This is a genomic window from Natronosalvus vescus (genome assembly GCF_023973145.1).
Classification (GTDB): Archaea; Halobacteriota; Halobacteria; order Halobacteriales; family Natrialbaceae; genus Natronosalvus; species Natronosalvus vescus.
In genome coordinates this window covers 805827-831704 of sequence record NZ_CP099546.1, presented here as the reverse complement: position 1 = coordinate 831704, position 25878 = coordinate 805827, and the positions used below count along the sequence as shown (strand labels likewise).

Here is a 25878-nt window from a genome sequence, read left to right as displayed (position 1 = left end):
ACAGGGATCGTTGCCGTCACGTACCACCGTTTGCCTACTTCGATGCCGGCAAACGATGGCACACTGTTACAACGTTCACCATCAAACGGCCGATTGTTCAGCCGGTGGGAGTGTAAACGTCACCGTCGACCCCTCGCCGGGTTCGGAGTCGACCCAGATGTCGCCGCCGTGTCGTTCGATGATCCGCTTACAGAGGGCGAGCCCAATCCCCGTACCCGGATGCTCGTCCCGGCTGTGGAGTCGCTGGAACACCTCGAAGATTCGATCCTGGTCGTCGGGGTCGATACCGATCCCGTTGTCCGTCACCGAGAGTTTCCAGTGCGTACCGTTCCGGTTGGCAGCGATCCGTATGCGTGGTGGCTCGTCGCCGCTGTACTCGATCGCGTTCGAGAGGACGTTCTGGAGAAGCTGTCGGAGCTGGTATTCGTCGCCATTGACGACCGGTAACGAATCGACTTCGATCTGGGCCTCGTGATCGTCGATCTTCATCTCCAGGTTCATCCGGACGTCTTCGACGACGTCATTCATGTCGGTCGGCTTGAGCGGGTTCCCCTCGGTATCCACTCGTGAGTACTCGAGTAGTCCCTCGATCATCGACCGCATTCGGTCGGCACCGTCGATGGCAAACTCAAGGAACTCCTCGCCGTCCTCGTCGAACTCGTCGCCGTACCGGCTCTCGATGAGCTGTAAGTAGCTCGTGACCATCCGAAGCGGCTCCTGGAGGTCGTGTGAGGCCGCGTAGGCGAACTGCTCTAACCGGGCGTTCGATTCCTCGAGCCTCGAGACGTAGTGCTGGAGTTGTGCGGACTGGTTCCGCCGAATCAGGAGGGTGTTGATCCGTCGAAACAGTTGATTCTGATCGACGGGTGCATCCACGATGTCGTCGACGAGGAGCGGCCCGTCGTGTTCGTCGGGTTTCGGGAGTGACAGCCGAGACATATGTACAGTCCGACGAATGAGGATGACCGGACAGAAGACTGGCTCACTCGCTTCGATACAGTCGCTCAGATGCTCGTAGTGGTTCGGAAACGAGGTGTCGTCGACGATGTACAGATCAGCGTCCGTCGCAGACTGCTCAGTGAGTACTTCGTACTGGCCCGCGAGCAGTTCGCGGATCGCCTCCCGATTCCCGTCACCGTCGATGAGTAGTTGGATCGTGCTCATGTATGGAGGGCACAATTGTCCGTACAGCTTACTCCGATGACCCCATCCGACCGTTGTCTCGTGGCGTCCCTTGCAAGATGCCGTACAGGCCAGTCAGGGAGTCACCCACCTCGATTCCGTCGGCAGTGATCGTGAACTCCCTGAGGTTGTGTTCGAACGCTCCCGATCGCTTTTTCAACATGCCAACGACCTTTCGAAGGCTCCCGTCCATTTCGACGTAGCTCAGGAACATGATGTTGTCAGCGACGTAGCTGAGATTGTTGTCCGTCGCGGAGGTGATACCCGTAATTTCGGGAATCTCGTTCGTCGTGATCGTCGTCACGCCGTGTTGTTTCAGATACCTGGTGAGTGCGTGGTATTTCCTGATCAGATCGCTTTCAGCGCCCTGAATAGCCGTCGTATAGCCGTCGATCCCGTCGATCATCACGATATCCGTCCCGTTCTCCTCGATGTCGTCGACGACCATGTGAGCGAACTCCTCGCTCGAGTAGGTTCGCGGCTTGATTTCGACGGCAGAGAGCAAATCGTTCGACTGTAGCTCCGAAATAGGGAGTCCGATCGACTCCGAACGGTGCGTGTACGTCTGGAAATCCTCCTCGAACAGGTACACCACTGAGCGAAGTCCCTTCCCGGCAGCCTTCGCCAGCAAGTGCGTCCCGGTCGAGGTCTTCCCGGCACCCGTCGGCCCGCTGATGAACGTCACCGAGCCGCGGTCGAACCCGCCACCGGTCAAATCGTCCAGCTGGTCGATCCCAAACGTGAGTAACTCGGTCTCGAATGGGCGCTCACCCATGTGGGGATCGAGTCGGGGGTAGACCTCGATACCGTTCTCGCGTATCTTCATTCCGTTATCGCCCTCTTTCTGTCCGAGCGCGCGATGTTTCGTCACGTCGATACGACGTTGGCCGTTTTCCGCTCGCCGCAACGCGACGATGCCGTCGCTGAGCGATTGAATCTCGGTGTTGTACACGTCGGACGACGGTGTCGCCGTCGTGAGGACGGTTACGTTGCGCTCCTTGAGAAATCGCATAAACGAGAGAATCCGCTTTCGGAACTGATACTCATCGGCCTCGACGTACCGAAGTTGCGTGATCGGATCGATGACGACCCGATCCGGGTCGATCTCCCGGATCGCCTCGTAAATGTCCTGCGTGTACCGATCCTGTTCGATCTCGCTGGGTTCGACGAGGTCGTACGAGTAATCTTCCGTAAAAAACGCAGAATCCGGGCCTAGATCCAGAAAGAACGCATCGCTAATATCGACGTTAAGTGCCGCGCCGTTCGCGAGGATTTCCTCACGGGACTCCTCCCCGTGGACGAACAACGCTGTCTCCCCTTGCTTTAGCCCTTCCTCGAGGAAGTGTATGCCGAGCATCGTTTTTCCGGAACCGGGCTGACCGTGGACGAGGTACATCCGGCCCGGGACGAACCCCCCCGAAAGGATGTCGTCCAATCCGTCAATGCCGCTGCCGATGGGGGAGAGGTCTGTATTCACGGCACAAAAAAGGAGGTGGATGAATATCAATCATTTGTTGTGGAGTTCAACAAAATAAATCAATAGAACAACACAACGGTTCGGGGAAAACAACCGTGCTGCGGCCGACAGTTCAGCCCAGTACAATCGTCGATTGTCCAGCGTGCAACCATTATATATGCGATATTTCAACAGGTTGGCCAGTGGTGGACGGTGTTCAAAATCGCGCACACTGCGTCGACACCAGCCCTGTGTGAATGGAAAGAAGGTCTTTCTTCCTGTCGTTCCGGAGTCGGCTCCAGTTCGTGGCCGAACCAGAGCGACTCGTGTCGAAAAGGTCGCCTGCCACGAATCGAGAGCACCCCTTGACCCGATTACCACCCCTATCACCGAGGCGATACCCTTAACCGGCCGCCACGGTGATACCATATCGATGAGCGGTGCCAGCGAGTCAGCCGCGCTCGAGGCGGTCTGTGAGACCCTGATCGAGCGCATTCTCGAGGGAGAGATCGAACGTGACGAGGTCGAGAAGGCCAAGTTAGCGGCGTGTTCGGAACACTCCGCGCCCAAGGTGCCCAAGAACTCCGAACTGCTCGATTACGCTCCCCAGGAACACCGCGAGGAACTCGAGGCGGTACTCCAGCGCAAACCCGTCCGGACGGCCTCGGGCGTCTCCCCCGTCGCGATCATGACCAGCCCCGAGCGCTGTCCCCACGGGAAGTGTCTGTACTGTCCCGGCGGGCCGGACTCGGAGTTCTCGTCCTCGCAGAGTTACACGGGACAGGAGCCAGCCGCCGCCCGCGGCGTCCAGAACGATTACGACCCCTATGGGCAGGTGACCCTCCGCCTCGAGCAACTGCGCGAGATCGGCCACCCCGTCGACAAAGTCGAGTTGATCCTGATGGGTGGGACGATGACCGCCCGCAGCCACGACTACCAGGAGTGGTTCGTCAAGCGCGCCCTCGAGGCGATGAACGACTACGACGTCGACAAAGCGCCCGAGCCCGCAGAGGGCGAGAGCTTCGCACAAGATCCAACGGCGTACGAGTGGCGGTACCTCGAGGACGTGATCGCCGAGAACGAAACGAACTCGGTACGAAATATCGGAACGACGTTCGAGACGAAACCCGACTGGTGTGACCCCGAACAGATCGATCGAATGCTCGAGTTAGGGGGGACGAAGGTCGAAGTCGGCGTCCAGACGACCTACGAGCGCATCAACCGGGAGATGCACCGCGGCCATGGCACCCAGGACTCCATCGACGCGAACCGCCGCCTCCGGGACTCGGCCTTCAAGGTCGGCTTCCACATGATGCCTGGCCAGCCGGGAATGAGCAAGGAAATGTGTCTCGAGGACTTCCGGGAGCTGTTCGAATCGACCCAGTGGCGACCGGACTACCTCAAGATCTATCCGACCCTCGTCGTTCGGGGGACGGCAACGTACGACTGGTGGTACAACGACGAGTACGAGCCCCTGACGAACGAGGAAGCCGCCGACCTCGTCGCCGAAATTAAGGACATGATTCCGCGGTACACCCGCCTTCAGCGCGTCCAGCGGGACATCCCGGCGGACTTCATCGACGCCGGCGTCTGGAAGTCGAACCTCCGGCAACTCGCCCGTCAGCGGATGGACGAACACGGCTGGACGTGTGAGTGTATCCGCTGTCGTGAAGTCGGCATGAACGACGCCGAACCCGAAGAGATCGACCTCGACGTGATGACCTACGAGGCCTGTGGCGGCACCGAACACTTCATCTCGATCGAGGACTTCGAACAGGATCTCCTGATCGGGTTCTGTCGACTCCGGTTCCCGAACGGTGAGGCGAGCGAAGCGAGGCGATCCTCGTCGGACTCGTCCGACGTAGATCCCGTTCGGCCAGAACTCGAGAACGCGGCCCTGGTTCGGGAGCTACACGTCTACGGCAGCGAGGTCTCGGTCGGCGACGAGAGTGAGGGTGACCAGCATCAACATCAGGGCTACGGCACGCAACTGATGGAACGGGCCGAGGAACTCGCGGCGGGGGCGGGCTACGACAAGGTGAGCGTCATCTCGGGGATCGGCGCACGCGAGTACTACCGGAACAAACTCGGCTACCACCAGGATGGACCGTACGTCAGCAAGCGACTCCAGTCACGGCGGTAAACCGTCCACAGTGACGGTTCCGGTCGGTTCTCGGGGGCAGTTGTGTAGTTTTTTCACAGTTGGCGCTCGAGTCAGGTCTCCAAAAGCCGTTGCGTTCGATGGATGACCTCTCTGTAAACCGTTGCGTTCGTCGGGAGGTGGCCTGGTCGATGGCCGTCACGATTCACCGCCTAACCGGTGGCCTGGAACCACCAGGGCAGGTTCGCGGAGACCGGTTTCAACAGTGGCTGGTAACAACGAGGGAAGACGCCAGTCAGTATATCAGCCAACACACAGAACGACCAACAGGTCGGAAAGACCTATTTATCCGGCCATGCCATTACCGGGCAATGGATGCGAGGGAGCACCGAGCGCTCCTCATGGTGCTCGTCGTGCTCGGGTGTCTCTGTACGGGCTTCCCATCGGTCGCGGCGGCTGATTCCGGAGTATACGAGGCTGGGATGGGTGCACATCCCGGCAGCAACGGAATCGATGAAGTGACGATGGAAGGTGACTCCGAGAGCGGCCAGATCGTCGGTTCACTGGACGCGCTTCCGATAGCAACGTCCCTGGGTGCGCTCAACGAGACAGATGACGGAAACGAGAGTGCAACGGATGCCAATGGGGACGGCAACGAGACTACGAACGGCAACGAGACCACGAACGGCAATGAGACCACGAACGGCAATGAGACCGTCATCACCGAAAACGACACCTCGAGTTTCGGCGCGACACCGACGGGATACGACGAACTCGCGATCAACGTTCAGATCTACGAAAACGGAACGGCCACCTGGACGCTCGAGTACCGGTACCGGCTCGACGGCGACGAAAACGCCAGCGACCGCTGGGAATCCGTGCGCGACGAGATCGAAAACGACCCCGAACGGCACCTCGAACTGCTCGAGGAGAACTGGTCAGAGCGTGTCGAACAGGCGGCGGATGTGACCGGGCGGGAGATGTCAGCCCGCGGCCATCAGGTCACACTCGAGGAAACCTCGACGCCACAGGAGACGGGGTACGTCCGCTTCCAATTCCACTGGGAGGAGTTCGCACGAGTGGAACTCAACCGGATCGAGGTCGGTGACGCGTTCGGTCATATCGAACTCGACGACCGGACGCAACTGGTCGTCACCTGGCCGATGGAGTACGAAGATACGATGATCGAGCCGTTCCCCGACGACCGACGTGACAGGGCCGCCATCTGGAACGGCGACCAGACCGACTTCCTCGAGGGAGAACCCATCATCGAGTTGATGGAGCAGACGGCGAGTCAGAGCGAGGACGAATCCAGTGCGGAGCCACTGATTCCGCTGTCCTGGCTCGGATTCGGGAGCCTATTCGTGCTCGCGGCGGCAGCACTGCTTGGCTGGTTCATCCTTCGAGACGGCGACATCGAGCAGTTGCCGCCACACACCTGGTCGGAATCGTCGGTGGAATCCGGCGAACCGACCACACCACAACCGGTCACCCCGCCAGACGATCTGCTGAGCAACGAAGAGCGCGTCCTTCAACTCCTCGAGCGCCACGGCGGCCGCATGAAACAACAGAAGGTCGCCGCCGAACTCGAGTGGACGGAGGCTAAAACCAGCCAGGTCGTCGGCGGCCTTCGCGAGTCCGGCGATATCGACGCGTTCCGGATCGGTCGTGAAAACGTGTTGACTCTTTCGGAGTCCGTCGAGCCAGCGATCGGAAACGGGGAGACGACCGAGGACGACGACCAGCCCTGATAGAAATCGGTGTGCGCCGTTACAGCCGATTGCCCGCCACACCGTCGACGATCGACAGTGCATCCGTACAGCAGCTATTGAGTTGCTCACAACTCGTGTCGACCATGTCAGTACAGGAACTGTAACATTTGCCCACCCAGTAGCCTTTAATAGCTCGAGTCGTTTAGGTACTCCCAGATGAGCGACCTCGCCACTACCGTACTCGCTGTTCTCGGTAGCTCGAGCGCTGTCGCCCCACGACGACGACCGGGCCTTTAGGCCCACTATTACTCCATCCCCTGACCTCGGTATATTGCAACTTTGCAGGAAACCCTGTTTTTCCCGGTTAGCGTCCGCTCTGTCAATAAATTCCAAATCCTAAACCAACGAATTTAAGTCCATCCTCCCGATGTATTCGAGTACGACATGACACGCGTTGCACTCGCGTTTTCGGGCGGCCTGGACACGACCATCTGCGTCCCGCTGCTCGAGGAAGAATACGGATACGACGACGTTATCGGCGTCACGGTAGACGTCGGTCAGCCAGCTTCGGAATTCGCCGAAGCCAAAGAGACCGCCGAGGCCCTCGGCCTCGAACACTACGTCGTCGACGCGCGAGCGGAGTTCGCCCAGCTCTGTCTCGACGGCGTTCGCGCGAACGCGACCTACCAGGGGTATCCGCTCGGAACCGCACTCGCCCGCCCGGTCATCGCGACCAAGATTCTCGAGGTCGCCGAAGAACACGGCTGTACGGGCATCGCCCACGGCTGTACCGGCAAGGGTAACGACCAACTTCGCTTCGAAGCCGTCTGGCGCGACTCCGACCTCGAGGTCATCGCGCCCATCCGCGAACTCGGCCTCACGCGTACGTGGGAACAAGAGTACGCCGCCGAGAAGAACCTCCCCGTCGAGGGGGGCAACGAGGGCGACTGGTCGATCGACACCAACCTCTGGAGTCGCTCCGTCGAGGGGGACAAACTCGAGAACCCCAACTACATCCCACCGGCGGACATCTACGAGTGGACCGAAGAGCCAACCGGCGAGACGGAACTCGTCGAGATCGAATTCGAGAACGGCTATCCCGTCGCCCTCGACGGCGAGGAGATGGAACCGGTAGCCCTCATCGAGCACCTGAACGAAGTCGCCGGTTCCCACGGCGTCGGTCGCACGGACGTGATGGAAGACCGCATGCTCGGGCTCAAGGTCAGAGAGAACTACGAACACCCCGCGGCGACGACGCTGCTCAACGCCCACGAGTCCCTCGAGAGCCTCGTCCTGACCCAGGAGGAACGTCAGTTCAAAACCCAGGTCGACAACCAGTGGGCCCAGAAAGGCTACGAGGGGCTGGTCGACGCCCCGCTCGTGGGCGCGCTGGAGGGGTTCATCGCCGAAACCCAGAAGCGCGTCACCGGAACGGTGACGATCAAGTTCGAGGGTGGCCAGGCTCGCGCCGTCGCCCGCGACAGCAAATACGCGGCGTACTCGGCGGCCCACGCCTCCTTCGACACCGAGACAGTCGGCAAGATCACACAGGAGGACGCCACGGGCGTCGCGAAGTACCACGGCTTCCAGCGCCGTCTGGCGAACAAGTCACTCGAGACCGATGGTGAGGAGTCACTCGAGATGGCGACCGACGGCGGAGCCGAAACCGACGAGGAGTGAGGATGACCGAAGAGGATACCCTGGACGACGCGGCGCTCGAGAACGATAACGGCGCCGACAGCGTCGTTCGCCGCGACCGGTTCAGCGGCGGGCCCGCGCGGGGATTCCTCTCGTCGCTCGCGGCCGACGAGCGTATCTTCGCTGCAGACCTCGCGGTTGACCGCGCCCACGTGGTAATGCTCGCTGAGTGTGACGTCATCGACGACGAGACGGCCGGAGACGTGCTGCACGCGCTCGACGCCATCGAGGTCGACGGCCACGCAGCGCTCCCTGAGGGCGAAGACGTCCACGAGGCCATCGAGACCGCAGTGATCGACGAAATCGGTGCTGACGGCGGGAAGATGCACACCGCCCGAAGTCGCAACGACGAGGTCGCCACCTGCATCCGCTACCGCCTGCGCGAGGACGTCATCGCGGCGCTCGAGGCGACGCTCGCGCTTCGCGAGGCGCTCGCCGACGTCGCGAGCGAGCACGTCGAGACGACGATGCCCGGCTACACCCATCTCCAGCCCGCCCAGCCGATCACCGTTGGTCACTGGGCGCTGTCCTACGAGCAAGCGGTTCGCCGCGACACGGAACGCCTGCTCGGGGCGTACGCGCGAACCAACGTCTCGCCGCTGGGCGGGGCCGCCTTCGCGGGAACGACGTTCGACATCGACCGCGAGCGGACTGCCCACCTGCTCGGCTTCGACGGCGTGCTCGAGAACTCGATGGACGCCTCCTCGAGTCGGGACTTCCTGCTCGAGACCGTCCAGGCGCTGTCGACGCTCGCGACGACGCTATCCGGCCTGGCCGAGGACGTGATCATCTTCGCGAACCGCGGATTCGTCTACCTCTCCGATGACTACTCCTCGACGTCATCGATCATGCCCCAGAAGAAGAATCCGGATACGCTCGAGCTGGTTCGGGCGGTCGCGGGCGACGCCGCGGCCGGCGTCCAGGGACTGACGACGACGCTCAAGGGGCTTCCCCGGGCGTACAACCGCGACCTGCAGCGGGCGACCCCCCACGCCTGGTCGACGGTCGACGCCGTGTCAGAGGCGAGCCGCGTCGCCGCAGGTGCGGTGGCGACGGCCGACTGGAACGCCGAAGCGCTCGCCGCGGAGGCGGGTGCCGGCTTCTCGACGGCGACCGGCGTCGCGGATTTGCTCGCGGCCAACGGGTTGCCGTTCCGGACGGCGCACGAGATTGTGGCTCGCGCGGCGGAACGCGCCGCGGAACGAACGAGCGGTGAAGGCGCGAGTCACGCGGCCGAACACGGGGCGGATTACGACGCAATCCACGCCGCCGCGGCGGACGTCCTCGAGGAACCTCTCGAGGGTTACGTCGACCCCGAGGCCGTCGAATCGGCGCTCGATCCCGCCCAGAGCGTGGCGAGTCGCGACTCGACCGGCGGGCCGGCCCCCGAAGCCGTCTCGAGCCAGCTCGAGTCGGCGGCTAACGCCCTCGAGTCGGATACAGAAGCCGTACAGGCGCTCGAGGACGATCTCGACGACGCCCATGCCAACCTGCGATCGGAGGTGACGGGCTATGTGTGAAGCCAGAGTGCCGCTGCGGCGACGACCGCCGGTTTCGCCGCCGTCCCCGCCCGGGGACAACATACCACTTCGATGATAATCAAAATTGGATTTGCGTAAAAATTGCCTTTTCACCGCTCTTAGAGCGTAGTATAAGTCACATAATTTTTCTGGTAGTTTCGAAGGGTTTAAGTCCAATCACCGCCGAGAGAGGAGTACAATGACAGAATGCGTTGAGTGTGGGGCCGACGTGACCCTGCACGACGATCTGGAAGTGGGAGAAATCGTCGACTGCACCACCTGCGGAGCCGAACTCGAAGTGATCGACACCGAGCCGCCAGTCCTCGAGCGAGCCCCTGAGCTCGAAGAGGACTGGGGTGAGTGACCTTGCACACAGTCGCAACACAGTTGCTCCAAGCTCACGCTCACGGGTGGTTCGCATGAACGTAGGAATACTCTACTCCCGGATCCGCAAAGACGAGAAGCTCCTCCTGAACGAGCTTCGCGAGCGCGGCCACGAGGTCGAGAAGATCGACGTCCGCAAACAGACCTTCGACATCAGCGAAGCCGGCGAGACGTTCGCCGACCTCGACGTCGTCGTCGACCGCTGTCTCGCCACCAGCCGCAGCCTCTACGCCACGCGGTTCTGTGAAGCCTACGGGATTCCCGTGGTTAACAGCAACGAGACGGCGGAGGTGTGTGCCGACAAGGTGAAAAACAGTCTCGCGCTCGAGTCCGCGGGCCTGCCCACGCCCGCGACGAAGGTCGCGTTCACCAAGGATAGCGCGCTCGAGGCCATCGAATCGTTCGGGTATCCCTGCGTCCTGAAACCCGTCGTGGGTTCCTGGGGCCGCTTGATGGCCAAAATCGACTCCCGGGACGCCGCCGAGGCGATCCTCGAACACAAGGCGACCCTGGGTCACTACGAGCACAAGGTGTTCTACGTCCAGGAGTTCGTCGAGAAGCCCGGCCGCGACATCCGCGTGCTGGCCGTCGACGGCGACCCCATCGCGGCGATGGCTCGCTCCTCCGAACACTGGCTGACGAACGCCGCGAAGGGGGCCGAAACCGAGGTTTTCGAGCTCGACGACGAGGCGCTTGAGCTGGTCGCGAAGGCCAGCGATGCCGTCGGCGGTGGGCTGCTCGGTATCGATCTCATGGAAACGGCAGGCGGGTACACGGTTCACGAAGTTAACCACACCGTCGAGTTCAAGGCGCTCACCGACGCCGTCGACGTGGACGTGCCCGCGGCCGTCGTCGACTGGCTCGAGGCGAGAGTCGAGTCTGAGAAAGACGACGCGACACTCGAGGTGACCGCCTGATGTCGACGGGGGCACAGGCCACCAACGACGCGACGGCGACCGACAGCGAGACCGTCACCGCCTCCGTCGTCGGCGGCACCGGCTTCACGGGCGGCGAACTGCTACGCCTCCTCGCCGGCCATCCGAATTTCGAGATTCAGCAGGCTACGAGTCGATCGGCCGCTGGCAAGAGCGTCGGCTCGAAGCATCCGCCACTTCGCGGGAGCGATCTGCGCTTTAGCGACCCGACGGATCTCGAGAGCGTCGACGTTCTGTTCGCGGCGACGCCGCACGGCGTCTCGATGGGCCAGATCGACGAGTTCTTCGACGTCGCTGAGACGGTCGTCGACCTCTCGGCAGACTTTCGTCTCGATACTGAAGAACAGTACGACGAGTGGTACGACGGGCACGTCAGTCCAGAATACCTCGAGAAAGCCGAGTACGCCCTCCCCGAGATCAACCGCGAGAATCTCGCGGGCGCCGAATTGATCGCCGGCGGTGGCTGTAACGCCACGGCGACGATTCTGGGACTGTACCCGCTGTTCGAACACGGGGTGCTCGACGGTGGGGAACAGATCGTCGTCGACGTGAAAGTCGGCTCTTCGGAGGGCGGTGCCGGCGGTGGCGAGGCCTCCTCTCATCCCGAGCGCTCGGGCGTCGTTCGCCCGTACGCGCCGACGGGACACCGCCACGAAGCTGAGATCGAGCAGTTCCTCGGCACCTCGGTCGCGTTCACCTGCCACGCCGTGGACATGGTTCGCGGCGCGAGCGCGACGAGCCACGTCTTTCCCTCGAGTCCAGTCTCGAAAGGAGACCTCTGGAAAGCCTACCGTGAAACGTACGAGGACGAACCGTTCGTCCGCATGGCCGCCGGCGGATCCGGCGTCTATCGCTACCCCGAACCCAAGGCCGTCGCGGGCACGAACTACGCCGAAGTCGGCTTCGAACTCGATCCCACAAACAAGCGGATCGTCGTCTTCTCTGCCATCGACAACATGATGAAGGGATCGGCCGGTCAGGCCGTCCACGCCGCCAACGTCGCACTGGGACTCGAGGAGACCGCCGGACTCGAGTTCGCGGGGCTCCATCCCGTGGGGGCACCGTAGATGACGAGTGTCACCGTCGAGGGCGAGACGGTCGTCGTCAAAATCGGCGGGGCTCGCGCGGTCGACCCCGCGGGGGCGCTCGCCGACGTAGCCCACCTCATCACCAACGGCGCGTCGGTCGTCGTCGTGCACGGCGGCTCGACGGCCGTCGACGAGACGCTCGAGGCCCTCGGCGAGGAACCGACCTACGTCGAGACGCCGGGCGGAATCGTCGGTCGGTTCACCGACGAACGAACCATGGAGGTCTTCAAGATGGTCATGCCCGGGAAGCTCAACACCGAACTGGTCGAAGGGCTGCAGAACCAGGGCGTCGACGCCGTCGGCCTCTCGGGGCTCGACGGCAAACTGCTGGCTGGGAAACGCAAGTCCGCCGTTCGCGTGAAAGAGGACGGCAAGAAGAAGATCAAACGCGGCGACCACTCCGGAACGATCGAGGACGTCAACGCCGACCTCCTCGAGACGCTTCTCGACGGTGGCTACGTTCCGGTCGTGGGCGGCCCCGTCCTCGGTGCCGAGAAGGATGGGGGATACACCGCAGTCAACGCCGACGCCGACCGTACCGCTGCAGCAGTCGCAGGAGCGCTTCAGGCCGACCTCGTGCTCCTGACCGACGTCTCGGGGATCTACGCCGATCCCGACGACGAAGCGACGAGGATCGAAGAGGCGACGACCGAAGACGCGTTCGCCGCCGTCGAAGACGCCGCGGAGGGGTTCATGACGAAGAAGGTCATGGCCGCCAAAGAGGCTCTCGAGACCGGTTCCACGTCGGTCGTCGTCGCCGACGCAAACGCGAACGACCCCGTCACGAACGCACTCGATGGGCACGGGACGACGATCACGCCTGGCGCGCTGGGATTGGATGACGAGACTGAAACCGACAACGCCAATGCCACGCTCGAGGTGACCGGCCAATGAGCGAGTACAGCTTCGTCTTCTCCGAGAAACCGATCACCATCGAGTCGGGCGAAGGCGTCACGCTCACGAGCGAGGACGGCACCGACTACCTCGACTTCGGTGCGAGTTACGCCTGTACGCCGACTGGCCACTGTCATCCACAGGTCGTCGAGGCAGTGAAAGAACAGGCCGCCGAGTTGCTGTTCGTGCAGGCCTCCTACCCCGTAAAGGCTCGAACCGACCTCCACACTAGGCTGGCCGCGCTCGCTCCCGGCGTCCTCGAGAACGTCTGGCTCTGTAACTCCGGAACCGAGGCGAACGAGGCGGCCCTCAAGTTCGCCCGCAGCGCCACCGGTGGGACGAAGCTCGTCGCCGCCACGCGCGCGTTCCACGGCCGCACCGCCGGAACGCTCTCGGCCACCTGGAAACCGAAGTACAAGAAGCCGTTCGAACCGCTGCTCGAGGACGTCGAGTTCGTCACCTACGGCGATAGCGACGAACTCGAGGCGGCCGTCGACGACGACACCGCCGCGGTGATCCTCGAGCCGATCCAGGGCGAAGGCGGGATCAATCCAGCGCCCGCGGGCTACCTCGCGGCCGCTCGCGAGATTACCGCGGACACGAACACGGCGCTGATCTTCGACGAGATCCAGACGGGACTCGGCCGCACGGGAACCACGTGGGCCTGCCAGAACGAGGGAATCGCCGGAGACGGCGTCACGCCCGATATCCTCACGACGGCGAAGGGACTCGCCAGCGGACTTCCCCTCGGAGCCACCCTCTGTGCTGACTGGATTGCCGAGGAGGCCGGCCCCCACGGGTCGACGTTCTCGGGCAACCCGGTCGTCTGCGCCGCGGCCAACGCCACCATCGACGTCCTCGTCGACGAGCAGCTGGCGGGCAACGCCGCCGACGTCGGCGACTACCTGCAGGCCGAACTCGAGGCGTCCGACGTACCGCTTCGCGACGTCCGCGGGGAAGGCCTGATGGTCGGCATCGAGGTCAAACGAGGTGCCAACCGCGTGCTCCGAGACCTCGCCCTCGAGCACCAGATACTCGCCCTTCCGGCGGGTCGAACGGTCGTTCGGCTGCTCCCACCGCTCGTGCTCGAGCGCAAACACGCCGACGAACTGGTCGCTGCGCTCGAATCGATTCTCGCACCGACGGAGGCGAGTCAATCGTGAACGGAGGCGAGCCAACCGCGACCGCTCGCACTGATCCGGAGACGAACACAGACGTCGCGACCGGGGACGACGATACCGCCGTCTCGCTCGAGTCCGCTCGCGACCTCCTGATCGACCTCGTCTCGACGCCGTCGCCCTCCTGGGAGGAAGCGGCGGCCGCCGAGGTGCTCGTCGCGTTCTTCGACGAACACGACCGCGAGGTCTGGGTCGACGACGTCGGCAACGTTCGCGCACCGGCGGACGACGCCGTGCTTCTGACCTCGCACGTCGACACGGTTCCCGGGGAGATTCCGGTTCGCGTCGAGACCGTCGATACGGACGACGAGGTCGCGAACGCGGGCGAAGACGTGCTCTGGGGTCGCGGCAGCGTAGACGCTACCGGCCCGCTGGCGGCAATGGCCGTCGCGGCCGTCAACGCCGGCGTCTCCTTCGTCGGTGTCGCCGGGGAAGAGACTGACTCCCGCGGCGCACGTCATCTCGTGACCGACCGCGACGTCCCAGAGGCTGTCGTCAATGGCGAACCATCCGGCGTCGACGGCATTACCCTCGGCTATCGCGGCTTCCTCGCCGGCACGTACGTCGCGACCAGCGAGTCGGGACACACCTCTCGACCCGAGCCAAACGCCATCCAGCAGGCGATTCGGTGGTGGTCGGCCGTCGAGGATGCGTTCGACGAAGAAGATTATGAACCCGTCTTCGAGCAAGTGACGGCCAAACCCGTTTCCCTCGAGGGCGGCACCAGCGACGACGGCCTCTCCGTCGAGGCGACGCTCGAGGCTCAACTACGAATCCCGCCGAATCTTGACGCCGATAGCGTCAGGGAGACCGCCGAGGCCGCCCTCGAAGTCGGCACCATCTCCTGGAAGGAGACGATCCCGCCAGTGATGGAGAGCCCACGAACCACGGTCGCACGTGCGTTTCGGGTCGCGATTCGAGACCAGGGCGGAAAGCCGCGGCTCCTCCGGAAGACCGGCACCAGCGACATGAACATCTACGCCAGCGCGTGGGACTGCCCGATGGTTACCTACGGGCCAGGGAACTCGGCTCTCGATCACGCGCCCGACGAGCGCCTCTCGCTGTCGGCGTTCGAGCGCTCGATCGGGATCCTCGAGGACGTGGCCGGCCGCCTGCGGGGTGAGGCAGCGTGACGGGGAACGAGACGGTACCGGCCCACTCGAGACACTTCGCCGTCACCGACGGCTCGGGGGTTCGACACCTCCTCGATATCGACGACCTCTCCCGTTCGGAGCTGTTCACCGTGCTCGACCTGGCCGCCGATTACAAGCTGGCGACGAAACGCGGCTACGGCCACGAGGATCTGGCCGGACAGACGCTCGGCATGCTGTTCCAGAAGCCGAGTACGCGAACCCGCGTCTCCTTCGAGACCGGAATGACCCATCTCGGCGGCCACGCCATCTTCCTCGGGGCCGACGACATCCAGCTCGGGCGCGGCGAGCCGATGAAAGACACCTCGAGAACGCTCTCACGGTACGTCGACGCGATAATGGCACGCGTGTTCAAACACGAGAACATCGAGGTGCTCGCAGAGTACACCGACGTGCCGATCATCAACGGGTTGACCGACGACGCCCACCCCTGCCAGACGCTGGCCGACCTGTTGACGATCCGCGAACGCTTCGCCGACCTCGATTCGGTGTCGGCCACGTGGATCGGCGATGGGAACAACGTCGCCCAGTCGTTCGTCCTCGGCTGTGCGCTCGCCGGCATCGATCTCACCGTTGCGACCCCGCCCGACCACGGCATCGACGAGTCGGTGCTCGAGCGGGCAGCCAAACTCGGAACCGCGCCGACGACGACCCACGACCCCGTTGACGCCGTATCGGATGCGAACGTCATCTACACCGACGTCTGGGTCAGCATGGGTCAGGAGGACGAACGCGAGATCCGACTCCGGGCGTTCGAGGGCTTTCAGGTCAACATGGAACTGCTCGAGCACGCGCCGGAGGCCGCGGTGATGCACTGTCTGCCGGCCCATCGGGGCGAGGAGATCACCGACGCGGTACTCGAGAGCGAGCGGTCGATCGTGTTCGACCAGGCGGAAAACCGGTTGCATGCCCAGAAAGCCGTGTTGAGCTGGTTGCTCGAGTGACTCCCCGACGAAGATTGAATTGCCGTGACGAACGGTTTCAACAGACGTCGAGAACATTGTCAATCGAAGCAATCACTGGATTGCAGCGCCCCTCGTATCCAAGAGCTGGACATTCAAGCTGTCCATGCCTCGACAGCGTCGTCTTCAGGCATCCGTTGTGAACAGTTCAGCCATCTACCGCGCCGACTGACAATCATGTACAATTATATGCCACTCCATGGTAGGAGCCGTTAGCAGCACGTTAGGCAGGATGCTGCTCACCACGACCGCCGCGACCACAGGTTGCTGGAGTTCGGCGGACGTGGGCGCGCAATGGGGGAAATCCACCATCACAACGGGCGATCCTGGGGGGATCGCGTACACCGTTGCTTTTTCACGACGTCGATCAGCCTGTAGTCACGCCATCGTCGGCCTACAAACCCTGGTCGATAGAGTACCGTATCGACGCTCTCGAGACCACGTACCAGTAACCCCACCGCAACACGACAGAACCCCGACGAACGCGACTCGCCGAAACCGAAGGGGATTTGCTGGCTCGGCACCTGCCTCTGGTGATGACGTTCACGTCGCGACGACAGTTTCTGGCAGCAACTGGCACGGGCGTAGTAGCCGTCAGTGCCGGCTGTCTCGAGCGTTCCGGTGACGTCCTCTCGTCGTCTGCGGCGACCATCTCACCGGACGTCCTCTCGACGACCGGCTACGCCGAGCGAACCGTCGAAGAGCTCGTCATCCAGGAGACGGTCGGCCGATTCGGTTTCGAGCGAACCATCGAAGCCCGAAACTGGTACGCAGAGTACGACCGGGCAGTGGCGCTCGACGACCTCGGCCTCACCCGAGCACAGGCCGCCGTCGTCGTCGTGTTGACCACGCCGCAAGTGTCGCTACTCGGCCGGACGTTCAATCCCGTCGGCGACTACGACACCGACGACCTGGTCGAGTTGATCCAGGATCACTACGGAGACGTTCGGGACGTGTCTCGAGTCGACGAGACGTCCGTGACCGTCCTCGGTTCGTCGACACCACTGGTTCGCTACCACGCTCGAGCGACTTTCCTCGAGCAGGGGCTCTCGATGCCGGTTACCCTCCAGCTCACCGAACCCGTGGCCCACGGCGACGACTTCGTGATCGGGGTCGCCGTCTACCCACGACCGCTAGGGATCGAGACCGAGTCGGAGACAGTTCTACGGATGATCGAGGGCGTCGAACACTGAGAGTGAAGGGGTCGGTAGGGTCGCCGGATGAACGGTGTGGGAGCCATTCGAATCGCCGAGCCCCGACGTTCGTGAGCCAGTTACTGAGCCGAATCGACTTACTCTGAAGTAATCGCCTACGTGGTCTCGAGGTTGGCGAACAGCTAAGGTCGACCCACCCCAGATCGATGCTCATGGGGACGGAATCGGCCTGTGACGCCGGAGAACACAGGCTCGAATGGGATGGGCGAGCAGGCGAGACGGTGTGCAGCCGATGTGGCTACACGGCGGCTGCGATCGTCAACGACCTCCACCAGCGGCTGTACGCCGCTGGAACGACCACGTACTCGAGACCAAAACCGGAACTGGAACCGAAATCGGATCGGCCGAAACCTGAGCCGGAACCGGACACACCTCGAGACACCGAGTTATCGGACGACGTGGCGGACGCGATCACGGGCTGTGAACGCGTCGGGTCGCCCTGACTCCCGCGTTCCAGCGCCACCCACCACCCGACACCAGTTGCTGGCGTGTCGTGTCACGACTCCGGATGGTAGCTGCACTGCCACCACTGATCCAGCACCACCTAGCACTGTCGGACACGACGTCCCCGTATCCTTCGAGAGGTGTTCCAGTAGGCGCTCCCATAAACGCATCGAGCAGCGAGTCGCTCCCGGAAACCGCAACCCCTACCACACATCCGCGCGCACCACTGGCCATGGAACTCGGCGTAATCGGACTCGGACGGATGGGCCAGATCGTCGTCGACCGCGTCCTCGCGGCCGGTCACGACGTCGTGGCGTTCGACCTCGACGAGGCGGCAATCGAGGCCGCCGCGGCGGCAGGCGCGACCCCCGCGGACTCCATCGCGGAGCTGTGTGACCACCTCGGCAGCGAGAAGCGCCTCTGGTTGATGGTGCCCGCCGGTGCGCCGGTCGATGCGACCCTCGAGGAACTCGAACCCCTCATCGAGGCAGACGACGTCGTCGTCGACGGGGGGAACTCCTACTACGAGGAGTCCGTTCGTCGCGCGGAGGCCTGCCCGGCGGCGTATCTCGACTGTGGCACGTCGGGCGGCCCCGCCGGTGCGGAACTTGGCTTTTCCCTCATGATCGGCGGCCCCGAGTGGGCCTACGAGGAACTCGAGCCGGCGTTCGACGCCGTCGCAACCGGCCCGGATGGCCACGCCCGGATGGGGCCGGCCGGCTCGGGACACTACGTCAAGATGGTACACAACGGGGTCGAGTACGCGCTGATGCAAGCCTACGGCGAGGGGTTCGAACTGCTCCACGAGGGCCGCTACGACCTCGACCTCGAGGCCGTTGCCTCAGTGTGGAACAACGGCGCGGTCATCCGCTCGTGGCTGCTCGAACTCTGTGAGGAGGCATTCCGTGAGGAAGGCACCGACCTCGGCGACGTCGCCGACCGGATCGAAGGCGGCTCGACGGGCACCTGGACAGTCCAGGAGGGGCTCGCCCAGGAGGTGCCGCTGCCGCTCATCTACACCGCGCTCTCCGAGCGATTTGGCTCTCGAGCCGACGACGGGCGGTTCTCGCGGCGTCTGGCCAACCGCATGCGCTATGGCTTCGGTCGTCACGAAGTACAGCGCCGGGAGTGAAATCGGCCAACTGATTCTGAGCAAGCTGCCGATCAAAGAGCAACACACATAAATCACTGCACCCAAATCCCTCGCATATGGACTATAGCCAGATCGGGCTCATTATCGGGATCGCCCTGACCGTGGGGGCAGTCGTCCTTCATTTCACCCGCGGCACCCCGTGGCGCCCGACCGAGGATCTCACCCAGGAGGTACTCGAGCACCGTGCACAGAGCGTTCCCGAGACCGACTTTCCGGAGCCGATGAACCGCGCGATCGGTGGCGGTGGAGCGGTCGCAGCCGTCGGCGGTGGCGAAGCCGGCGCGGAACTCGAGGAAGGCGGCGAGGCCGAAGCCGAATCCGGCCCCGGCGACATTCCCGAGGACGAGATCGAGTACTACGAAGTCGAGTTCGTCAAGGAGGGCGAGACGATCGAAGTGGCCAACAACGAGCCGCTGCTCGACCAGGGCGAAGAACAGGGCTGGGATCTGCCGTACGCCTGCCGCGAGGGGAGCTGTGTCTCCTGTTCCGGGAAAATCTCCGGCGACGCGAACGAACTCGTCGAACACGACGACCAGCAGATGCTCGACGAGAACGAGATGTCGGAGGGGTACGTCCTCACCTGCGTCGCCTACCCGCGCGGGGAGTTCTCCATCGAGACGAGCGAAGCACCGTAGCACCATTTTTGAGGCGTTTGGGGGCTGTTTTCCATCAGATCGCTATCTCCCGCTCCTCGAGCCACGGGTGGTTACGGATCGATGCAGTTCGATCGATCCGGTGATCCACTACCGGCAGTTCGTTTCGCGTCGGGCGAAAGTGTGGCCGGTTCGTACTCGAGTCGCTATCCGCATTATCGTCGTTCCAATACTACCGTTTTTGCACCAATATACTATAGAAAGTGAACAGTAAATCGATCCACGAAACGGGGTCGATCGGCTCAGTTTTCGGATTCGTCGCTCCCGTCGACCTCGTCCGCTTCCTCGAGCACCGCTTCGAACGCGTCGAGAATCACTTGCTTGGCGACCGCGCCGCGGGTCGTCCAGTGCTGGGCGTAATCCAGCATGTCGTCGTAGATGTCTGGTTTACAGCCTGCAGCCTTCGGGTGGCCACCGCCGTTGAGCCGCCCCGCCACCTCGTGACAGCGCTCGAAGGCGTCGGTGCCCCGAATGGAGGCTGAACCAGCCGGTTTGACGATCACCGACGCGTCAGCATCCTGTTCGCGCATGGCTTCGGCAACCTCGTTCTGTGAACAGCGGCCGTAGGTGACGCCGACGGTGTAGCCGCCGACCTCGCGGAACTCCGCGCGAGCGACGGCCCGGTCGATGAGCCCTTGCTTCTCGACTCGTCGTTCGGTGAGGAATGCCTGCACCCACTCGGGGAGGTCGACGCCGTACTCCCTGACGACTTCGACGTACTCCGCCGCATCCGTCCAGTAGGCGTAATCCGCCAGGTCGTCGCTACGCGGATCCTCGCGCAGCCAGAGGTCGTGGTCACGGGTGACCGCCGCCAGCGTCTCGAAACGCTCGTCGAAGTCGTACGCGAGGGAGCGAAGCGCCACGTCCGCGGTACACTCCTCTTCCGAGTCGCCGACGACGAGGTCGACGCCCGCCTCCCTGACGGCCTCGGCGACGTCCTCGTCCCACTGATGGTGGTCGTACCACGAGACATCGTCGACAACCTCGAGCAGCGCCTCGAGTTCGGTCTCGACGTACTCGTACTTGTCCGGACAGAGGTCACACACGTAGCAGTCGATCCCCGGGTTAGCGTAGTCGGCGACCCGCTGGATGGTGTCCTCGACGTTGTGGGGGCTTGCCGGGAGCAAGGCGACGCGGTGGGGGGTCGGCTCGGGTTCCTCGAGCGGGTCGACGTCAGGTTCCGGTTCGGGGGGAACGTCCGTCCCCGCGTCAGTCGACTCGGTGATTGCCTCCACGTCCGCTGCGTCGTCCATCTCCTCGTCGTCAACGGGTGGTTCCGGTACCACCTGCACGTCGTCGTAGGCCTCCCGAATGAGTGCCACACAGGCAAGGCCATCGGCGTCGGCGTCGGCGATTACGGCGACATCCGCACCGGCGAGGGCCGCCTGTGCCTCCTTCTCCTCGAGGCCGTCCTCGACGTCGTCCGGGAGAAAGAACCCGGTGCCAGGGATGACGGATTTCCGGGCGAGCGGGAGATTCGAACTCGAAATGAGATCCTCGTCCATACGGTGTCTGTGTAGTCTGGGGGGAAGTAACCGCCGGTCTCTCGAGTGGGCTGACTCAAGTGGCTCGTCGCAGAACTCGAGTGGCGTAGCGGTTGGGTAGTGCTCGAGTGTGTGACGCACGAGAGAAAATATAAACGAGTGGGTAAGGATCCGAATCAGGCGACTGCATCGGCGTCACTCGCCGGTTCCTCGTCCGGGAGTTGACGCACCGTCAAGACGGGAATCGGTGAGGTTCGCACGATGCGTTCGGCGACGCTCCCGAGTAACAATCGGTTCTCGCCGTGACGACCGCGGGTGCCGGTGACGATGACATCGGCGTGGACCTCCCGCGCGTAGGTACTGATCTCCGGCGCGGGTCGCCCCTCGCGGACGGCAGTCGTAATGCCGGGGCCGGCCTGATCGCGGATTTTCGAGAGGGCGCCCTCGGCGTGGGTCTCGAGGGCGGTTCGGAGTTCCTCGCGGAGCTGTTCCGGTGATGCGTCTACCTCGCCGGCGTCGACGACCGAGAGGGCGTGTACGTCGGCCCCGAACCGGCCCGCCAGATCCAGCGCGACGTCGACCGCTCGTTCGACGCTCTCTGAGCCGTCCGTTGCGACGACGACCGTATCGAACATGCTTCACCATTCTCGTCGGAGCGTATAAACGCACCCGACTCGCTCGAGAAATGGTGGTGAACGCGGGCAGTCCTGTACAACCCCTACACTCGAGGACACTCGTCGTACCGAACGATGATCGTCGACGCCAACGGCGAGTCGAACTCGAGCGGTGGGGTTCGAACGAGGGGAGTCACTACGCCTACCCGCAGCAACACTCGCCCCTCGGTGAGTGGGTTTTTTTGCTCCCCGCATCCCCAGATGAGGTATGGACGTCAGCGATCCGTTCCGCGTCGAAACCGTCCTCGCCCCCGTGGACGGCAGCGAGGACTCAGCCACCGCCGTCGAGTACGCCGTCGCCGTCGCCGACCGCTACGACGCCTCCGTGCACGTCCTGTTCGTCCTCGGCCGTGAGGTCGTCCAGGGAATGGACTCGGGCGTCGTCGACGAACAGGAGGTCGCCGACAACACCCAGGGCTTCCTCGAGGAGGTCGCCGGCGTCACCGACGCCTACGACGTCCCGTACACGACCTCCGTCGCCCACGGCTTCTCGCCCTCGATCAAAACCCGCCACCCCGGCAGCGTCGTTCTCGACGCGGCGGATTCGATCGACGCGGATTTCATCGTCCTCCCACGGGAGTCCGTCACCGACGCCCCCACGGAGGTACTCGAGAAGGCCGCCGAGTACGTGCTCTCGTACGCGAGCCAACCCGTGCTTTCAGTGTGAGTCGAGGCGTCGACGCCACCGCGCCGTGAGGACGAAGTCAACGCCTAATCGATTAGCCGACCGCAAGCACGCGATGGCTGGCTCAACGCTTTAGCGGGTCGCGACCGGATCGGCTGTATGACGATCCCTGGCTACGATTCAGACCGAATCGTCGAGAGCACACTGGAACCGGAATCGGGTGGGGACACCGCCAGACTCTCGCTCATCGCCGACGATGTCCCCGACGCCGTCACCCTCATCGAGAGCGACGCCGACGCCCCGCCGGGTGCCCTGGGCGATCCCGTCGACCTGAACGCCATCGACACCGTCGGCGGACTGGACGTGCTTCGTCTCGAGCTGCCGTACGACCCCTCGGCACTGCCGCCGGGAGCAAGTCCGACCAACGTAGCCGTCGCGGTGGCAACCGACGACGGCTACGAGCCGCTCGAGTCGAACACGGATCTCGAGGAGACCACCGTCTCGGCGACGATCACCGGCGAACCCGCTGGATCGACCGTGGTACCGATCACGACCTACGAACGGGAGGTACCCGAGGACGATTCGCCTCGGGAGTGAGCGAGTTTGGGTGCTCGACCTCTCGACATGACCGTCGACTCGGATGGTCACTCGACCGCGAGGATCGACTGACTCCGTCCCGCCCACTCGGGTACGTTCGGCGGGACGCCACCGTCACTGCAAAGGCAGTTGCCACCATTCGATGAAATAATTAGCCCATTCTCATGAGCCCGTAGAAAACATTTCTTAGTATACCACCATCCAGAGAACATTGGTGAGTAAAAGTACAATTTTCCAAGAAGTGATATAGCTGGGGGGGAAGAGACGACCATGCACCCAGGAGACCTCGACCTCGAGTCGGCGTACGACCCGTTCATCGACGGGGCGTGGACGCCGCCAGCGGACGACAGCTACGACGAGGTGGTGAATCCGGCCACCGAGGAGGCGTTCACCACCGTTGCACGGTGTACGGAACCGGACGTCGACGCAGCCGTCGCCGCGGCCCGCGAGGCGTTCGCGGAGTGGCGAGAGATGCCCCCGGCCGAGCGCGGTCGGCTCGTCTACGCGATCGGCCAGCAGATACGCGACCACCTGGGCGAACTGGCCGCCCTCGAGAGCCTCGATCAGGGGAAGCCGCTCTCCCAGGCGAAAAGCGACATCGAGAGCGCCGCCCGGTACTTCGAGTACTACGCGGGGTTTACGGACAAACTCGAGGGACGGAGCATCCCGCTCGGCCCCGATAAACTCGACTTCACCATCCGAGAGCCCTACGGGGTGAGCGCCCAGATCACGCCGTGGAACTTCCCCGGGAACCTGTTCGCCCGCGGCACCGCACCCGCGCTGGTCGGCGGGAACGCGGTCGTCCTCAAACCGGCCCCCCAGACCCCGCTGAGTTCCCTTCGCCTCGCGGAACTGTGTGCGGAGACGGACGTCCCGGACGGCCTGATCAACGTCGTCCCCGGCGGTGGCGAGACCGGGGCCGCCGTCACGTCCCACGAGGGGATCGACACGATCACCTTCACCGGCAGCGTGCCGACCGGCCAGACCATCATGCGGACGGCCGCCGAGACGATCACGCCCGTCACGCTCGAACTCGGTGGGAAGAACCCGGCACTCGTCTTCCCGGACGCCGACCTCGAGGCAACCGCTGAGACGGTCGCGACGGCCATCTTCACGAACGCGGGACAGGTGTGTTCGGCCGCCGACCGGGCCCTGATCCACGAGTCCGTCTACGACGAGTTCGTCGAGCGGATCGTCTCCCTCGCGGACGACTACGAACTCGCCCCCGGCGATGAAGACGCCGACATGGGGCCACTCGCCTCCGCCGAGCAGTACGAGAAGGTGACGAGCTATATCGACGTCGGGCAATCAGAGGGGGCGACCCTCGCCACCGGCGGCACCCCGCCGGATCGCCGCGGCTACTTCGTTCCGCCGACGGTGTTCACCGACGTTTCCTCGGAGATGCGGATCGCCCAGGAGGAGATCTTCGGCCCCGTGCTCTGTGTGATACCCTTCAGCACCGAAGCCGAGGCACTCGAGATCGCGAACGACGTCGACTACGGCCTCGTCTCCGGGATATTCACGAGCGACGTCTCCCGGGCGGGCCGCCTGGCACGTCGCCTCGAGGCCGGGAACGTCTACGTCAACGACTGGTTCGTCGACACTCAGCAGACCCCCTTCGGCGGCTACAAACGGAGCGGAATCGGCCGGGAGAAGGGGCTGGAAGCGCTCGAGTCCTACGTGCAGTCGAAAAACGTCGCCATCAACATCGGTGACGGCGGCGGGAACCTCCCGGGTGCCTGATGATCGGGATCGCAACGATCGAACCGCCACGGGAGGTTCTCGGATGACAGACCGCATCGCCGTCATCCCAGGCGACGGTGTCGGCCAGGAGGTCGTCCCCGCGGCCGTCGACGTGCTCGAGGCCGTCGGCAATCTCGAGTTCGTCGAGGTCGATGCGGGTGATGCCGTTCGCGAGCGGACGGGGACGGCCCTCCCCGCGGAGACGCGGACGGCCGTACTGGGGGCTGATGCAACCCTCCTGGGTGCCGTCGGCGAGACGGCGGCCGACGTCGTCATCCCCCTGCGAAACGCCATCGACTCCTTCGTCAACGTCCGGCCCGCTCGAGCGGTCGCCGGAACCGACGTGCTGTGTCCCGACCTGGATCTGGTCATCCTGCGTGAGAACACGGAAGGCGTCTATGCTGGCCACGAGACACGCCTAAGTGACGACCTCTCGACGCTGACGCGCGTCTCGAGTACGTCGGCAGCGACGCGGCTGGCCGAGTTCGCCTGCGAGTACGCGAGAACCCACGACGTGGAGACGCTGCACGTCGTTCACAAGGCGAACGTGATGCGCGAGACCGACGGGCGGTTCAGAGACGCCGTACTCGCGGTCGCCAAGGAGAACGATGTTCCGACCGAAGAGGTACTCATGGACGCCTTCGCGACGCACGTCTGTCTCACCCCCGAGACGTTCGAACTCGCGGTCATGCCGAATCTCGCCGGCGACGTGCTCTCGGATCTCGCCGCGGGACTCGTCGGCGGGCTGGGCGTGTTGCCCTCGGCCAACCTCGGCCCCGGCGGCGGGTTGTTCGAACCGGTACACGGCAGCGCCCCCGATATCGCTGGAAAGGGCGTCGCCAATCCGGCTGCGACGATCCTCTCGGCGGCGATGTTGCTCGAGAATCTCGGCTACGCGGAGGCGGCAACAGACGTTCGAGTAGCCGTTACAGGGGTGCTTGCGTCGGGGCCGCACACACCGGATATGGGTGGGTCAGCCTCGACACGTGCGGTGACGGACGCAATTTTGCAAGAACTATAACGAAATTTT

23 protein-coding genes are annotated in these 25878 nt (G+C 63.7%); 19 read left to right on the top strand and 4 right to left on the bottom strand.

Going from position 1 to position 25878, the window contains the following annotated elements; all coding sequences use genetic code 11:
- Positions 1-81: 81 nt before the first annotated feature.
- The gene (locus NGM68_RS03825; RefSeq protein WP_252700326.1) at positions 82-1164 is read right to left on the bottom strand and encodes a sensor histidine kinase; all 1083 of its coding nucleotides are present in this window, start codon (positions 1162-1164) and stop codon (positions 82-84) included.
- 28 nt (positions 1165-1192) lie between these two features.
- Positions 1193-2659, bottom strand: coding sequence for an ATPase domain-containing protein (locus tag NGM68_RS03820; RefSeq protein WP_252700325.1), 1467 nt, complete (start codon positions 2657-2659; stop codon positions 1193-1195).
- A 412-nt stretch (positions 2660-3071) separates the two neighbouring features.
- Here NGM68_RS03820 and NGM68_RS03815 point away from each other — a divergent pair, with 412 nt between their 5' ends.
- The 15 genes from NGM68_RS03815 to NGM68_RS03745 all read left to right on the top strand — a co-directional run bounded on the left by NGM68_RS03815 (position 3072) and on the right by NGM68_RS03745 (position 19707).
- Entirely contained in the window at positions 3072-4781 is a 1710-nt protein-coding gene (locus tag NGM68_RS03815; protein WP_252700324.1) for a tRNA uridine(34) 5-carboxymethylaminomethyl modification radical SAM/GNAT enzyme Elp3, read from the top strand.
- A 329-nt stretch (positions 4782-5110) separates the two neighbouring features.
- Positions 5111-6490 (top strand): helix-turn-helix transcriptional regulator, encoded by a 1380-nt coding sequence (locus tag NGM68_RS03810; RefSeq protein WP_252700323.1) that lies wholly within the window; start codon positions 5111-5113, stop codon positions 6488-6490.
- Positions 6491-6895: 405 nt separating this feature from the next.
- Entirely contained in the window at positions 6896-8131 is a 1236-nt protein-coding gene (locus NGM68_RS03805) for an argininosuccinate synthase (protein WP_252700322.1), read from the top strand.
- Positions 8132-8133: 2 nt separating this feature from the next.
- Complete coding sequence (argH, locus tag NGM68_RS03800; protein WP_252700321.1) at positions 8134-9669, top strand: argininosuccinate lyase; 1536 nt, start codon at positions 8134-8136, stop codon at positions 9667-9669.
- 199 nt (positions 9670-9868) lie between these two features.
- On the top strand, positions 9869-10033 hold the full coding sequence (lysW, locus tag NGM68_RS03795) for a lysine biosynthesis protein LysW (protein ID WP_252700320.1): 165 nt from the start codon (positions 9869-9871) through the stop codon (positions 10031-10033).
- Between the two features lie 55 nt (positions 10034-10088).
- The gene (gene lysX / locus NGM68_RS03790; RefSeq protein WP_252700319.1) at positions 10089-10970 is read left to right on the top strand and encodes a lysine biosynthesis protein LysX; all 882 of its coding nucleotides are present in this window, start codon (positions 10089-10091) and stop codon (positions 10968-10970) included.
- Positions 10970-12055 carry an N-acetyl-gamma-glutamyl-phosphate reductase gene (argC, locus tag NGM68_RS03785; RefSeq protein ID WP_252700318.1) on the top strand — a complete coding sequence of 362 codons (1086 nt, stop codon included), beginning with the start codon at positions 10970-10972 and terminating at the stop codon, positions 12053-12055. Before lysX ends, argC begins: the two co-directional genes overlap by 1 nt.
- A complete protein-coding gene (locus NGM68_RS03780) occupies positions 12056-12970 on the top strand; it encodes an acetylglutamate/acetylaminoadipate kinase (protein ID WP_252700317.1) in 915 nt (304 codons plus the stop codon). It begins immediately after the preceding gene.
- Positions 12967-14133, top strand: coding sequence for an aspartate aminotransferase family protein (locus NGM68_RS03775; protein WP_252700316.1), 1167 nt, complete (start codon positions 12967-12969; stop codon positions 14131-14133). The genes NGM68_RS03780 and NGM68_RS03775 overlap by 4 nt, the downstream gene beginning before the upstream one ends.
- The gene (locus NGM68_RS03770) at positions 14130-15281 is read left to right on the top strand and encodes a [LysW]-lysine hydrolase (protein WP_252700315.1); all 1152 of its coding nucleotides are present in this window, start codon (positions 14130-14132) and stop codon (positions 15279-15281) included. The genes NGM68_RS03775 and NGM68_RS03770 overlap by 4 nt, the downstream gene beginning before the upstream one ends.
- Positions 15278-16243: an ornithine carbamoyltransferase gene (gene argF / locus NGM68_RS03765; RefSeq protein ID WP_256469926.1), complete on the top strand. Its 966-nt coding sequence runs from the start codon at positions 15278-15280 to the stop codon at positions 16241-16243. The genes NGM68_RS03770 and argF overlap by 4 nt, the downstream gene beginning before the upstream one ends.
- A 554-nt stretch (positions 16244-16797) precedes the next feature.
- Entirely contained in the window at positions 16798-17454 is a 657-nt protein-coding gene (locus NGM68_RS03760; protein WP_252700314.1) for a DUF6517 family protein, read from the top strand.
- 173 nt (positions 17455-17627) lie between these two features.
- Positions 17628-17918 carry a hypothetical protein gene (locus NGM68_RS03755; protein WP_252700313.1) on the top strand — a complete coding sequence of 97 codons (291 nt, stop codon included), beginning with the start codon at positions 17628-17630 and terminating at the stop codon, positions 17916-17918.
- A gap of 233 nt (positions 17919-18151) precedes the next feature.
- The gene (gene gnd / locus NGM68_RS03750; protein WP_252700312.1) at positions 18152-19051 is read left to right on the top strand and encodes a phosphogluconate dehydrogenase (NAD(+)-dependent, decarboxylating); all 900 of its coding nucleotides are present in this window, start codon (positions 18152-18154) and stop codon (positions 19049-19051) included.
- Positions 19052-19128: 77 nt separating this feature from the next.
- The gene (locus NGM68_RS03745; protein WP_252700311.1) at positions 19129-19707 is read left to right on the top strand and encodes a 2Fe-2S iron-sulfur cluster-binding protein; all 579 of its coding nucleotides are present in this window, start codon (positions 19129-19131) and stop codon (positions 19705-19707) included.
- A 260-nt stretch (positions 19708-19967) separates the two neighbouring features.
- Here NGM68_RS03745 and NGM68_RS03740 read toward each other — a convergent pair whose 3' ends face one another.
- Together NGM68_RS03740 and NGM68_RS03735 are read right to left on the bottom strand one after the other, a co-directional pair.
- On the bottom strand, positions 19968-21230 hold the full coding sequence (locus tag NGM68_RS03740) for a DHH family phosphoesterase (protein ID WP_252700310.1): 1263 nt from the start codon (positions 21228-21230) through the stop codon (positions 19968-19970).
- 155 nt (positions 21231-21385) lie between these two features.
- The gene (locus NGM68_RS03735) at positions 21386-21844 is read right to left on the bottom strand and encodes a universal stress protein (protein WP_252700309.1); all 459 of its coding nucleotides are present in this window, start codon (positions 21842-21844) and stop codon (positions 21386-21388) included.
- A gap of 247 nt (positions 21845-22091) precedes the next feature.
- On the opposite strand from NGM68_RS03735, the gene NGM68_RS03730 reads away from it, so the two are divergent.
- The 4 genes from NGM68_RS03730 (at position 22092) to NGM68_RS03715 (ending at position 25869) form a co-directional block, all read left to right on the top strand.
- Positions 22092-22550: a universal stress protein gene (locus NGM68_RS03730; RefSeq protein WP_252700308.1), complete on the top strand. Its 459-nt coding sequence runs from the start codon at positions 22092-22094 to the stop codon at positions 22548-22550.
- Between the two features lie 117 nt (positions 22551-22667).
- Entirely contained in the window at positions 22668-23105 is a 438-nt protein-coding gene (locus NGM68_RS03725) for a hypothetical protein (RefSeq protein ID WP_252700307.1), read from the top strand.
- Positions 23106-23375: 270 nt separating this feature from the next.
- Positions 23376-24848, top strand: a complete 1473-nt coding sequence (locus NGM68_RS03720; RefSeq protein WP_252700306.1) for an aldehyde dehydrogenase family protein — start codon at positions 23376-23378, stop codon at positions 24846-24848.
- A 43-nt stretch (positions 24849-24891) separates the two neighbouring features.
- On the top strand, positions 24892-25869 hold the full coding sequence (locus NGM68_RS03715; protein ID WP_252700305.1) for an isocitrate/isopropylmalate dehydrogenase family protein: 978 nt from the start codon (positions 24892-24894) through the stop codon (positions 25867-25869).
- Positions 25870-25878 lie beyond the last annotated feature (9 nt).